The organism is Aquitalea aquatilis, assembly GCF_005155025.1.
In the GTDB taxonomy this organism is placed as follows: Bacteria; Pseudomonadota; Gammaproteobacteria; order Burkholderiales; family Chromobacteriaceae; genus Aquitalea; species Aquitalea aquatilis.
In genome coordinates this window covers 3,049,825-3,062,681 of sequence record NZ_CP039731.1, presented here as the reverse complement: position 1 = coordinate 3,062,681, position 12,857 = coordinate 3,049,825, and the positions used below count along the sequence as shown (strand labels likewise).

General features: G+C 59.0%; 15 protein-coding genes. 2 read left to right on the top strand and 13 right to left on the bottom strand.

Translation table 11 applies throughout. From position 1 onward, the window contains the following. Nucleotides 1-3: 3 nt before the first annotated feature. The 13 genes from pdxJ to rpoE form a co-directional block, all read right to left on the bottom strand. Nucleotides 4-732, bottom strand: a complete 729-nt coding sequence (gene pdxJ / locus FAZ30_RS14435; protein WP_124645481.1) for a pyridoxine 5'-phosphate synthase — start codon at nt 730-732, stop codon at nt 4-6. Nucleotides 733-755: 23 nt separating this feature from the next. Next, nucleotides 756-1,484, bottom strand: coding sequence for a DNA repair protein RecO (gene recO, locus FAZ30_RS14430; RefSeq protein ID WP_124645482.1), 729 nt, complete (start codon nt 1,482-1,484; stop codon nt 756-758). Further along, the gene (locus FAZ30_RS14425) at nt 1,481-1,816 is read right to left on the bottom strand and encodes an antibiotic biosynthesis monooxygenase family protein (protein WP_124645483.1); all 336 of its coding nucleotides are present in this window, start codon (nt 1,814-1,816) and stop codon (nt 1,481-1,483) included. The genes recO and FAZ30_RS14425 overlap by 4 nt, the downstream gene beginning before the upstream one ends. Further along, entirely contained in the window at nt 1,816-2,706 is an 891-nt protein-coding gene (gene era / locus FAZ30_RS14420) for a GTPase Era (RefSeq protein WP_124645484.1), read from the bottom strand. The genes FAZ30_RS14425 and era overlap by 1 nt, the downstream gene beginning before the upstream one ends. After that, nucleotides 2,703-3,413: a ribonuclease III gene (rnc, locus tag FAZ30_RS14415; protein WP_124645485.1), complete on the bottom strand. Its 711-nt coding sequence runs from the start codon at nt 3,411-3,413 to the stop codon at nt 2,703-2,705. Before rnc ends, era begins: the two co-directional genes overlap by 4 nt. Before the next feature lie 5 nt (nt 3,414-3,418). Then, nucleotides 3,419-3,775: a DUF4845 domain-containing protein gene (locus tag FAZ30_RS14410; RefSeq protein WP_124645486.1), complete on the bottom strand. Its 357-nt coding sequence runs from the start codon at nt 3,773-3,775 to the stop codon at nt 3,419-3,421. A gap of 26 nt (nt 3,776-3,801) precedes the next feature. After that, nucleotides 3,802-4,764: a signal peptidase I gene (lepB, locus tag FAZ30_RS14405; RefSeq protein ID WP_199731110.1), complete on the bottom strand. Its 963-nt coding sequence runs from the start codon at nt 4,762-4,764 to the stop codon at nt 3,802-3,804. Then, nucleotides 4,765-6,558 (bottom strand): translation elongation factor 4, encoded by a 1,794-nt coding sequence (lepA, locus tag FAZ30_RS14400; protein WP_124645487.1) that lies wholly within the window; start codon nt 6,556-6,558, stop codon nt 4,765-4,767. A 65-nt stretch (nt 6,559-6,623) separates the two neighbouring features. Further along, nucleotides 6,624-6,863 (bottom strand): glutaredoxin family protein, encoded by a 240-nt coding sequence (locus FAZ30_RS14395; RefSeq protein WP_124645488.1) that lies wholly within the window; start codon nt 6,861-6,863, stop codon nt 6,624-6,626. Continuing rightward, nucleotides 6,860-8,275, bottom strand: a complete 1,416-nt coding sequence (locus FAZ30_RS14390; protein ID WP_124645489.1) for a DegQ family serine endoprotease — start codon at nt 8,273-8,275, stop codon at nt 6,860-6,862. Before FAZ30_RS14390 ends, FAZ30_RS14395 begins: the two co-directional genes overlap by 4 nt. Nucleotides 8,276-8,371: 96 nt before the next feature. Further along, a complete protein-coding gene (locus tag FAZ30_RS14385) occupies nt 8,372-9,328 on the bottom strand; it encodes a MucB/RseB C-terminal domain-containing protein (protein WP_124645490.1) in 957 nt (318 codons plus the stop codon). Next, nucleotides 9,328-9,801 carry a sigma-E factor negative regulatory protein gene (locus FAZ30_RS14380; protein WP_124645491.1) on the bottom strand — a complete coding sequence of 158 codons (474 nt, stop codon included), beginning with the start codon at nt 9,799-9,801 and terminating at the stop codon, nt 9,328-9,330. Before FAZ30_RS14380 ends, FAZ30_RS14385 begins: the two co-directional genes overlap by 1 nt. Nucleotides 9,802-9,804: 3 nt before the next feature. Next, nucleotides 9,805-10,404: an RNA polymerase sigma factor RpoE gene (gene rpoE / locus FAZ30_RS14375; RefSeq protein ID WP_059287003.1), complete on the bottom strand. Its 600-nt coding sequence runs from the start codon at nt 10,402-10,404 to the stop codon at nt 9,805-9,807. A 242-nt stretch (nt 10,405-10,646) separates the two neighbouring features. Here rpoE and prpB point away from each other — a divergent pair, with 242 nt between their 5' ends. Further along, nucleotides 10,647-11,528, top strand: a complete 882-nt coding sequence (prpB, locus tag FAZ30_RS14370) for a methylisocitrate lyase (RefSeq protein ID WP_103525233.1) — start codon at nt 10,647-10,649, stop codon at nt 11,526-11,528. A gap of 137 nt (nt 11,529-11,665) precedes the next feature. Then, a complete protein-coding gene (gene prpC, locus FAZ30_RS14365; RefSeq protein WP_124645492.1) occupies nt 11,666-12,814 on the top strand; it encodes a bifunctional 2-methylcitrate synthase/citrate synthase in 1,149 nt (382 codons plus the stop codon). The last annotated feature ends 43 nt before the right edge of the window (nt 12,815-12,857 follow it).

Below are 12,857 nucleotides of genomic sequence, written 5' to 3'. Positions count from 1 at the left end.
GGCTCAGCCCTGACGGGCTTCCTGCATCAAGGCTTTCATGTCGCGTACGGCGCGATCAAGGCCAACAAACACGGCCTGGCCGATAAGGGCATGGCCGATATTCAGCTCGCTGATCTGCGGGATGGCGGCAATCGGCTTGACGTTGTGATAGTTCAGCCCGTGCCCGGCATTCACCACCATGCCCAGTTCGCTGGCAAAGGCTGCTGCACCGCGAATGCGCGCCAGTTCGGCCTCACGTTCGGCAGCATGTACCGCATCGGCATACGCACCGGTGTGTAGCTCGATCACGCGGGCACCGGCTTCATAAGCCTTGCTGATCTGGGCGCGGTCCGGGTCGATGAAAATGGATACGCGGATGCCGGCCTGCTGCAGGGTTTCGGTGTAATGGCACACATCGGCATAGTGGCCCAGCACATCGAGCCCGCCTTCGGTGGTGACTTCTTCGCGTTTTTCCGGCACCAGGCACACGTCTTCCGGTGCCACCGCCAGCGCATTGGCCAGCATTTCCGGCGTCATGGCCATTTCCAGGTTCATGCGGGTCTTGATGACCTGACGCATGGCTACCACGTCGGCATCCTGAATGTGGCGACGGTCTTCACGCAGATGCAGGGTAATCAGGTCGGCACCGGCGGTTTCCGCGACCAATGCAGCCTCGATCGGGCTGGGGTAGCGGGTACCGCGCGCCTGGCGCAGCGTGGCGACATGATCGATATTCACACCAAGCAAAATCATCTTCAGCTCCTGTTGCGCAGGCCTCAGTCGGCAATGGCGTTGATGGCCTGCAAGAGTTCACGCGAGGCCAGTGGCTCCGCGCCCAGCAAATCGGTAAGCAGCAAGCGCAGCAGGCTGCGGGCAGCACGACGGGTGCTGGCGGCGGCGTAGTCATCGGCCTCGATGGCCAGCAATTCGGCACCGGGCAAGCAGACCGACTGCCCGGCCGCCTCGCCGCTGGCCCGTTCGGGCAGGGCACCGCCCCGGCACAGGTAGTCGGCAGCGGGGTCGATCAGTTCGCCGTGCAGGTCACAGGCGAAACTGCCGGCATAGCCCAGTGCCTGCAGCAGCCGCAATTCGTAGCGGCGCAGCACGCTGGACAGGGAATGCGTCTGTGCCAGCGCACGCACCGCCTGATCATAAATGGTAAAGGCACGCGGTTCGGCATCGTCACGGGCCGTCAGCTTCAGCATCAGTTCATTCAGATAGAAGCCGCAGACCAGCCGGATGCCGGACAACTGTGGCACACCACCATTCCATTCTGCCGTATGCAGGGTGCGCACTTCCCCCTTGCCAAACCAGGACAGGGTAAGCGGCTGAAATGGCAGCAGTACGCCGCGCACATCCGCCCGTGGCCGGCGTGCACCGCGGGCCACCAGAGTAAAACGGCCATGCTGTGGCGTGAACACCTCCACCAGCAGGCTGGTTTCACGATAGGGCTGGGTGTGCAGCAGGTAGCCGGGCTGGCGGTCTACCCTGCCCTGTTGGCTCATGCGTCCCGGTCCTGTCCGCTGGCATGCGCACGCTCTACCCGCGCCACCTTGAGCGAGAAGTCGCGATACCACACCTCGCGCCCCAGCTTTTGCGCGACCAGATGCTCGGCATGCTGCCGCCAGGCGGCAATGGCCTCCACGCTGTCCCAGTAGGAAACGGTAATGCCAAAGCCGGCACTGTCACGGGCACTTTCCGCGCCCAGATAACCGGGCTGGACCTCGGCCAGGCGCAACATGCGTTCGGCCATGTCGGCGTAGCCCTGGTCGGCAGCGCTGCGTTGCGAGGAAAAAATCACCGCCCAGTAAGGCGGAGAAGGCAGCTTGAGCGGCATCAGTTCAGGCCGAATTCCCGCAGGAAGCGCACGTCGTCAGCCCAGCCGGATTTGACCTTGACCCAGACTTGCAGGAAGACTTTGCCGTCGAACAGCTTTTCCATGTCCAGCCGCGCTTCGGTCGAAATTTTCTTCAGCTTTTCGCCGCCCTTGCCGATGACGATGGGCTTCTGGTTGTCCTTGTCCACCAGAATGGCGATGTGGATGCGGCGCAGCGCACCATCCATTTCGAACATTTCCACTTCCACATTCATTTCATACGGCAGCTCTTCGCCCAGGTAGCGGAACAGCTTTTCGCGCACGATTTCGGCGGACAGGAAGCGCTCGCTCTTGTCGGTCACCATGTCGTCCGGATACAGCGGCATGGATTCCGGCAGATGCGGCCGCACCTTGTCCAGCAGCTCGGACAGGCGCTGGCCGTGCTTGGCACTGACCACTTCGCAGTCGGCAAACTGGAATTCGGTGCGCACGCCATCGATGAATTCCTGCAGCAGGAACTTGTCCTTGACCTTGTCCAGCTTGTTGATCACCAGGATGACCGGCGTGTGCTTGGGCAAGAGCGCCATCACTTCACGGTCGGCCGCGCTGCAGCGCATGGCTTCCAGGATGAACAGCACACAGTCGACGCTGCCCAGCGAGTCTTTCACGCTCTTGTTCAGCGTCTCGTTGAGCGCGCCCTTGTGGAAGGTCTGGAAGCCCGGGGTATCGACAAAAATGAACTGGGCGTTGTCTTCGGTATGAATGCCGTTGACACGATGGCGCGTGGTTTGCGCCTTTTTCGAGGTAATGCTGACTTTCTGGCCGATGAGATGGTTCATCAGCGTCGATTTGCCCACATTGGGGCGGCCAACGATGGCGACAAAGCCACAATGATATGCGTGTTCGGTCATGGGTGTTTCTTGCCTGTGGCCAGTTTTTGTTCAAGAAGCAGCAGTGCGGCTTCGGCGGCCTGCTGTTCGGCGGCGCGGCGACTGCCGCCCTCACCGCTGGATTCGATCATCAGTTCGCCCAGATCGCACACCACCTTGAACCATTGTTCGTGGGCTTCGCCGGTCTGGGTCTGGATGCGGTATTTGGGCAGAGGCCATTTGCGCGCCTGCAGTGCTTCCTGCAAACGGGTCTTGGCATCCTTGGCATGCTTGGTGGGATCGATGGCCGCCACGCGGCCTGCGTACAGGCGGCGCACCACCTGCTCGGCACGCTGGAAATCCGCATCGAAACTGACTGCGGCAAAGGTAGCCTCCAGCGCATCGGCCAGAATTGACGGCCGATTGAAGCCACCACTTTTCAGCTCGCCCTCACCCAGATACAGGTATTCACCCAGCTTGAGCTCGTGGGCGATCTCGGCCAGCGTGTTCTGGTTGACCAGATTGGCACGCAAGCGTGACAGCTCGCCTTCACTCAGGCGCGGAAACTGATCGAACAGCATGCGCGCCACGGTGTAATTGAGAATGCTGTCGCCAATAAATTCGAAACGCTCGTTATTGGAGGCAGCAAAGCTGCGATGTGTCAGCGCCTGGCGCAGCAGATCGGGCTTCTGGAATGCATAATCCAGCGCCTGTGACAGGCGCCGGAATCGGGTTTCAACTTGGTTCACTGTAGTTACTGGGGTGTCTGTCCGGCCTGGGTATCGAAATCGAAAGCCAGGCTGACATTGGCAAACAGCGGAACTTCGCGGCGATAGGCTGCACGCACGAACACGTTGTTGGCGGTGGTGATGATGGTGAGGTTTTCCGGCTTGATCGACGAAATACCCCCGACCATGGCGTGATTCATGAATTCCCGGCGCAGTTCGGTATCACTCTTGCCGGTTTCTGCGGCCATGGCGGTGACGGCCTTGCGTACTTCGGCATACTCGTTGTACACCGGCAGCACCTTGCCGGCCAACAAGAAGCCGGCACCCAGAATGAGCATGATGAACAACACCGAAATGACGGACAAACCTCGCTGACGCTGCATGGAACTCCCCCTGCCGGAAAACGGTGTCAATGAATGGCCTTGCCGATACGGGACAGCGAGCTGAAGTTCATCCAGATCAGGAAGGCTTTGCCGACCATCAGACGATCTTCCACAAAGCCCCAGTAACGACCATCCAGGCTGTTGTCGCGATTATCGCCCAGCATGAAGTAATGGCCGGCCGGCACCTTGCACACAAAGCCGTTGTCATCATACTGGCACTGGTCACGCGACGGGAAATCAGCCACCTGCCCCAGCGCCACGACCGGCGCTTCCGGAATATTCAGCACCTGGTAGGCCTTGCCATCCATCACTTCCTTGAACTGGTCATTGTGAATCATGGCCATGCCCTGCTCAAGATACTCGTAAGTGCCGTCTTTTTCATCCGGCACTGCCTTGCCGTTGATGCTCAGGCGCTTGTTGCGGTATTCCACCACATCGCCAGCCACGCCGATGACCCGCTTGATGTAATTCACCTTGGGATTGGGCGGGTAGTTGAATACCACCACATCACCACGGCTCACCTTGCCCACCGGCACCAGCACATTGTTCAACACCGGCACGCGGATGCCATAGGCAAACTTGTTGACCAGGATGAAGTCACCCACCACCAGACCGGGGCGCATCGAGCTGCTGGGAATCTGGAAAGGCTCTACCAGGAAGGAGCGCAGCAGGAAAACCACCAGGATCACCGGGAAGAAACCACGCGAGTATTCAACAAAGTGGCCGGGCTCACCGGCACGCTTCTTGGCCAGCAACCATTTGTCCAGGCCCCATACCACGCCGGTAATCAGCACAAACACCAGCATCACCGCAGTGAAGCTCATGTAATTGGACAGCAGGCCGAAACCACCGATGACCAGGGCCAGATAGCCCCACTGCACCGAAACCGGCCAATCCTTGGCACCGGCTTCACGCTGACCGCCAAAACCCACCAGCATGCCGCCAACAATGACGGCCACGGTAAACACCCAGAACAGGTTTTCGCCCACTTATTTGTCCCCTACTTGAAGAATGGCCAGGAAAGCCTCTTGCGGGATTTCCACGTTACCCACCTGCTTCATGCGCTTCTTGCCGGCCTTTTGCTTTTCCAGCAGCTTTTTCTTACGGGTGATGTCGCCGCCGTAGCACTTGGCCAGTACGTTCTTGCGCAGTGCCTTCACTGTTTCACGGGCAATGATATGTCCGCCGATGGCAGCCTGCACAGCGATATCAAACATCTGGCGCGGAATCAGCTCGCGCATCTTGGATACCAGTTCACGGCCACGGTAGACGCTGGACGCACGGTGCACGATCAGGCTCAGCGCATCCACTTTTTCGCTGTTGACCAGTACATCCAGCTTCACCAGATCGGCGCACTGGAATTCCTTGAACTCGTAGTCAAGGGAGGCATAGCCGCGGCTGGTGGACTTGAGGCGGTCAAAGAAGTCCATCACCACTTCATTCATCGGCATATCGTAAGTGAGCATCACCTGACGGCCCAGATACTGCATATTGCGCTGCACACCGCGCTTCAGGGTACACAGGGTAATGACCGCGCCGACATAGTCTTGCGGCACCAGGATATGAGCGGTGATGATGGGTTCGCGGATCTCTTCCACCTTGCCCGGGTCCGGCAGACGCGACGGGTTGTCGACATGAATCACGCTGCCGTCTTTCAACACCAGCTCATACACCACGGTTGGTGCCGTGGTGATCAGGTCCATGTCGAATTCGCGCTCCAGCCGTTCCTGCACGATTTCCAGATGCAACAGACCCAGGAAGCCGCAACGGAAGCCAAAGCCCAGTGCCTGCGACACCTCGGGTTCATACTTGAGCGAAGCATCGTTCAGTTGCAGCTTTTCCAGCGCATCGCGCAGGGCTTCGTAATCGTGGCTTTCCACCGGATACAGGCCGGCAAATACCTGCGACTGCACTTCCTTGAAGCCCGGCAGGGCTTCGGTGGCCGGCGTTTTCATCAGGGTGATGGTATCGCCCACCTTGGCCGATTTCAGCTCCTTGATACCGGCAATGATGAAGCCCACCTCGCCTGCGTTCAGCACATCGCGCGGTACCGACTTGGGCGAGAACACGCCAACCTGCTCCACCAGATGCTCGGCACCGGTAGCCATGAACTTGATCTTGTCCTTGGGACGAACCTGGCCATCCTTGACCCGCACCAGCATCACCACGCCGACGTAGTTGTCGAACCAGGAGTCGATGATCAGGGCTTTGAGCGGACCATCCGGATTGCCTTCCGGCGGCGGAATCTTGCTGACCACCACTTCGAGGATGTCCTGAATGCCGATGCCGGACTTGGCCGAGGCACGCACTGCATCAATGGCCTCAATGCCGATGATGTCTTCGATTTCCTGGCTGACACGTTCGGGCTCTGCCGCCGGCAGGTCGATCTTGTTCAGCACAGGTACGACTTCCACCCCCAGGTCGATGGCGGTGTAGCAGTTGGCCACGGTTTGCGCTTCCACACCCTGCGAGGCATCCACCACCAGCAATGCGCCTTCGCAGGCGGACAGCGAGCGGGAAACCTCGTAAGAGAAGTCCACGTGTCCTGGGGTGTCGATCAGGTTCAGGTTGTACACCTGGCCATCAACTGCCTTGTATTGCAGGGCGGCCGTTTGCGCCTTGATGGTAATGCCGCGCTCTTTCTCGATATCCATCGAGTCGAGCACCTGGGCACTCATTTCGCGCAGTTCGAGGCCACCGCAAAACTGGATGAAGCGGTCGGCCAGGGTCGATTTGCCATGGTCGATATGGGCAATGATCGAGAAATTTCTGATATGTTTCATCGGTATCCAGCAAAAAGATAAGGGCACGCTGGCGTGCCCTCGAACAACTCACACTGGCGCGGATTTTAGCCGATTTCGCCCAAATGTGCAGCCAAAGCAGGAATATCCAGATGCCAGTGACAAATCTGGTGTTCACCGTCCATCAATACCGGCACCAGTTCATTGAATCTGGCCTCAAGAATCGGGTCTGCATCCACATCCACCACATCCAGCTCAAAACCATGCCTGGCCTGCCATGGCTTGAGTTCTGCCAGCATCTGGTGGCACAGGCTGCAGTACTCACGGAAATACAAGGTCAGCTTCATTCTTCCCCACCAATGGTCAATGGAATAAACAGGGTCATGCCCTGGCGCAGCACTTGCAAGGCCAGTGTACTGCCCTTGGGCGCAGCGGTAACCGCAGCCTTGAACTGGCCGAAGCTGCTGATGGCCTCGCCCCCCAGACCCACGATCACGTCCCCAGGCTGCACACCGGCACGGGCAGCCAGCCCGCTGGCACGCCGAACTTGCAGGCCATACTTGATGCCGGCCTTGGCCAACTGCGGTGGCGTCAACTCGGCCAGCGCCAGCCCCAGCTGCTTCATGTTTTGCGCATCCGGCGTGGCTTGCGGTGCACGGTACTCGCGCTGAGCCGTGCGGGCATCCTCATTCTTCAGTTCTTCCGGCACCACGCTCAACTTGAGGATTGCACGATTGCGCCACACTTCCAGCGCTACCGGTTTCCCCGGGCGGATGGCACCGATCAGTCGCGGCAGATCAGAAGACGAGGCCACGGCCTGCCCCGCCACCGACAGGATGATATCACCGGCACGCAAGCCAGCCTTGTCTGCCGGGCTCTTTTTCTCCACCTCATTCACCAGCGCACCGGCCGGCTTGCTCAAACCGAAAGAGGCAGCCAGATCCTTGTTCAGCTCCTGAATGGCCACGCCAATGCGACCACGACTCACCTTGCCAGTGGCCTTGAGCTGATCGGCCACATTCATCGCCACATCAATGGGAATCGAGAAGGAAATGCCCATAAAACCGCCAGAACGACTGTAGATCTGCGAGTTGATGCCGATCACTTCACCCTTCATGTTGAACAGCGGCCCGCCCGAGTTACCGGGATTGACCGCAGCATCGGTTTGCAGGAAGGGGACAAAATTCTCATCCGGCAACAGGCGATTCTTGGCCGATACGATGCCGGAGGTCACGGTATTCTCAAAACCGAAGGGCGAGCCAATGGCCAACACCCACTCGCCCACACGCACATCGGCCATATTGCCCAGTCGCGCCACCGGCAGGTCTTTGGCCTCGATCTTGAGCAGAGCCACATCGGTACGGGCATCCGAGCCAATCACGTTAGCCTTGAATTCGCGCTTGTCAGTCAGGGTGACGGTAATTTCATCCGCACGCGCCACCACATGGGCATTGGTCAGCAGGTAGCCGTCAGCGGAAATGATGAAACCGGAACCCAGCGAGCGCTCCTGGCGCTCCTGTTGCTGCTGCGGAGCAAAGCGGCGGAAAAATTCGAAGAAGGGATCACCTTCCATGCCTTCCGGCAGGCTGCTGACATTCTGCTTGATGGTCGATGTGGTACTGACATTGACCACCGCCTTGCCCTCGCTTTCGACAATGCGGGCAAAATCGGGCAAATCGGCAGCAAGTACAACAGCAGGTTCAATAGTGAAGGCAGATGCCGCCAGCATGGCAGCAACGATCAGCTTTTTGATCGACATGGTCGCTCCATCTTGATGTGGTTTGCACAGAACAACAGGAAAGGAAATCAAAATGGCCTGCCTTCGCCACCAGGCGGAAAGGCAGGCCATGCACCATCATGGCTTGAGTACGATCTTGAGGTTTCTGATCATTGCCATCATGGTGGGTTCGGGCAGGTCACCCACCAGCGTGACCAGATAATCACCCTGCTCGGCAGTCGCCATATTGACGGCACCGTGCAGATTGACAGCACGCTCCGGACGGCCATCAGCCTGCGGCTCGATAAACAGCGACAGCATGACCAGCCCGTCGCTGAATACCATATGCCGCACAGTACGCTCAGCCTGACCCGGCAGCGTGCGCTGCACTGCCCGCAACAGCTTGAAGCCGCTGGGCATGCCGCTCACTTCGGACGGAGCGTCGGCATCAAGCGTCATGGCTGGTGCGCTGGCGCTGCGCAATACATAGTTTTGCTTGTATTGCGGCCGGAAAGCGCTCTTGTCCTTTGGCCCCTGCAATTCGATTTCGGTAAAGGTGAACTGCTCCACCGCTTCACCGGCGGCATTCTGGGTAATCACCTTCAGGGGGAGGAAGCTGGTCGGCTCCACACACATGCGCAGCATGTAGCGCTTGCTGTCTTTCGGCTTCAGCTCCAGCCAGTTGCAATCACGCTGTGCCACGCGATCCTTGCCGGAGCGCTTCACCGAATACGACTGGGCGATATTGCCGATATCATCAGGCAGCAAGGCCGGAAACAGCCGCATGGCACTGACTTTGGCAGCAGACAGCGACTTGGCATCCGGCGCATAACAGGTAAGCTCAAGCCCCTTGCGAATGATTTCGCGCGATGGACCATCCAGTGAGGTGCGTTTTTCCTGGATGTTGTCGCCGGAACCACTACGCACGATGCGGAAGGTTTCCAGCGAGCTGTTCATCTGATGCAGGTAGGTACCATTCAGTGGCTGCTGCCTGGCGGCGGCAGCCACTTTCTTTACCACCAGCCAGTCATCATCCGCATGGGCCAGCACCGCCACGCCTATCAGGCAGACCCCGGACAGCTGTGTCAGACGCATCAGTGGCGAACTCCATTTCCATAGGAAACCTTGTATACGCTCTGATCTGCCGTCATCTCCTGATGCGCCGCCAGATAAAGGTCGTCATGCTGCTGCGCCGGCTGCAAGGCAGCAACCGGCACGCCACGATCAGCCATGGCGGACGCGGCATTGCCATGCGACAGCTGCTGCCAACCCACCACCGCGGCAAAGCTGACACTGGCGGCCAGCGCCACCGCACCGGCCCGACGCGTACGCACCGGGGCAAACCAGCGCCGCGGCGCCAGTACGGTCGGTTCGCTTGCCAGGCGTTCGGCCACGCGCTGGCGGACATTCACCGCCACATGGCTGTTGGCACGCATGGCATCACCGATCAGATGATAAGCGTCCCAGACCTGCTTCAGTTCCTCTTCATCAGCGATGGCATTGATGGCCCTCTGCGCGTGCTGCCCGTCCAGCTCGCCGTCCATCAGCGCGGATAATTTTTCTTTCATAAGCTACCACCTTCTGTTTTTGGCCGTATCCAGCAGTGGCCGCAATTCGGCAGCAATCGCCTCGCGTGCACGGAAAATCCGCGAACGCACGGTGCCGATCGGACAGTTCATTACCTGTGCAATCTCTTCGTAGGATAGCCCGTCCATTTCACGCAGCGAAATGGCCGTTCTGAGTTCCTCCGGCAAGGCTTGCACGGCAGCATTGACTGTCGTCACGATTTCCTTGTTCATCAGCTCGGTTTCAGGCGTATTCATGTCGGGCACTTGCGACGCCAGGTCGAAGCTTTCGCCATCTTCGTCTTCAAACTCGCTGTTCACTACCGGACGACGTCCGGCTGAACTGAGGAAATTTTTGGCAGTATTGATGCCGATTCGGTACAGCCATGTGTAAAACGCACTCTCGCCGCGAAATGACGGCAAAGCGCGATACGCTTTGATAAATGCCTCTTGCGTCACATCTTCGATGTCCGAGCCGTCGCGAATGAAGCGTGACAAAAGTCTAGCCAGACGACGCTGATATTTTGCAACAAGCAGGTCGAAAGCTCTTTTTTCACCTCGCTGGGCACGCTCCACCAACTGTTGATCGATATCACGATCACTCATGTCGTTGTAATGCTCCCTGAATTGTCCACTGGTTTAATTGTATGTGCGTCTGTGTGGACACAACACTAGACCGTGGCTCGTGCAATGAGTTCCCCCGAGCTTGCTGCTGCGAAACATACCAGAGCTTGGGTAAAACATGAACCATCTTCACCGGCGACGCTGCTGATAGAGCATTTGCACTCCAACCAAGCACTTGCTAGAATGCTCTGCAATGTCACCTGCATCCCACTAAGGACCCAGCCATGAGCACACCCGGTCAACGCTTTCGCCTCGCTGTAGAACAGGAAAAACCGCTGCAAGTCGTGGGCGCCGTCAACGCCTATGCAGCACGTCTGGCCGAACACTCCGGTTTCAAGTCCCTGTACCTGTCCGGCGGCGGCGTGGCTGCCTGCTCCTGCGGCATTCCGGACCTGGGCATCACCACACTGGAAGACGTATTGATTGATGTGCGTCGCATTACCGACGTAACCGAACTGCCGCTGCTGGTGGATATCGATACCGGCTGGGGCGGTGCTTTCAATATCGCCCGCGCCATCAAGAGTCTGGAAAAAGCCGGTGCCGCCGCCGTGCATATTGAAGACCAAGTGCAGCAAAAGCGCTGCGGCCATCGCCCCAACAAAGCCATTGTCAGCCAGGAAGAAATGGTCGACCGCGTCAAGGCGGCCACCGATGCGCGCAAGGATGACAGCTTCGTCATCATGGCACGTACCGATGCACTGGCGGTGGAGGGCCTGGATTCGGCCATAGCCCGCGCCGTGGCCTGCGTGGAAGCCGGTGCCGACATGATCTTCCCGGAAGCCATGACCGATCTGGCCATGTACAAGCAATTCGCCGAAGCCGTCGGCGTGCCGGTACTGGCCAACATCACCGAATTCGGTTCCACCCCGCTGTTCACCACCCAGGAGCTGGGTGAAAACGGCGTGTCGCTGGTGCTCTATCCGCTGTCAGCCTTCCGCGCCATGAGCCAGGCCGCCCTGAATGTATACGGCGCACTGCGTCGCGATGGCACGCAGAAAAACGTGCTGGACACCATGCAGACCCGCATGGACCTGTACGAGCATCTGGGCTACCACAGCTACGAACAAAAGCTGGATGGGCTCTTTGCCGAAGGCAAAAACAAATAATTGTCTGCCACAGGCAAGCGCAGACAAACCGCTGACCAGCAGGTAAACAGCAAGCCAGTGCACCGCCCGCGCAAACCGGGCCGCACCGGCCGCAATAACAACAGCAAGACGAGAAACTTCATCCTAGGAGAAATGGCATGACTGAAGTGGTTCTGACTGGCAAGCCGAAGAAATCGGTCGCTCTGTCCGGCGTTGCCGCCGGCAATACCGCCCTGTGCACGGTTGGCCGTACCGGCAACGACCTGAGCTATCGCGGCTACGACATTCTGGATATTGCCGACCAGTGCGAATTCGAAGAAGTTGCCTTTCTGCTGGTACACGGCAAGCTGCCGAACAAGGCCGAACTGGCCGGCTACAAGCAAAAGCTGAAAGCCCTGCGCGGCCTGCCGCAAGTGGTGAAGAGCGTGCTGGAAGCCCTGCCCGCCTCTGCCCACCCGATGGATGTGATGCGCAGCGGCGTGTCCGCCCTGGGCTGCACCCTGCCGGAAAAGGATGACCACAATATCGCCGGCGCACGCGATATCGCCGACCGCCTGATGGCCTCTTTCGGCTCGATGCTGCTGTACTGGTACCACTTCAGCCACAACGGCAAACGTATCGATGTGGAAACCGACGACGACTCCATCGGTGGCCATTTCCTGCACCTGCTGCACGGCGAAAAGCCGTCCGAACTGTGGGTGAAGGCGATGCACACCTCGCTGATCCTCTATGCCGAGCACGAATTCAACGCCTCCACCTTTACCAGCCGCGTGATTGCCGGTACCGGTTCGGACATGTACTCCAGCATTACCGGTGCCATCGGCGCACTGCGCGGCCCCAAGCACGGCGGTGCCAACGAAGTGGCGTTTGAAATCCAGAAGCGCTACGACAATCCGGACGAGGCCGAAGCCGACATCAAGGCCCGCGTGGAGCGCAAGGAAGTGGTGATCGGCTTTGGCCACCCGGTTTACACCATCTCCGATCCGCGCAACAAGGTGATCAAGGAAGTGGCGCGCAACCTGTCCGCCGCTGCTGGCGACAGCAAGATGTTCGACATTGCCGACCGCCTGGAAAGCGTGATGTGGGACATCAAGAAGATGTTCCCCAATCTGGACTGGTTCTCCGCCGTGTCCTACCACATGATGGGCGTGCCCACTGCCATGTTCACCCCGCTGTTCGTGATTGCCCGTACCAGCGGCTGGAGTGCGCATGTGATCGAACAACGCATTGACGGCAAGATCATCCGCCCGTCGGCCAATTACACCGGCCCGGACGATCAGGCCTTCGTGCCACTGGCACAGCGCTGATGGTCAGGGGAGCAAGCCGCAAGGTTTGCTCCCCGCTTTGCTT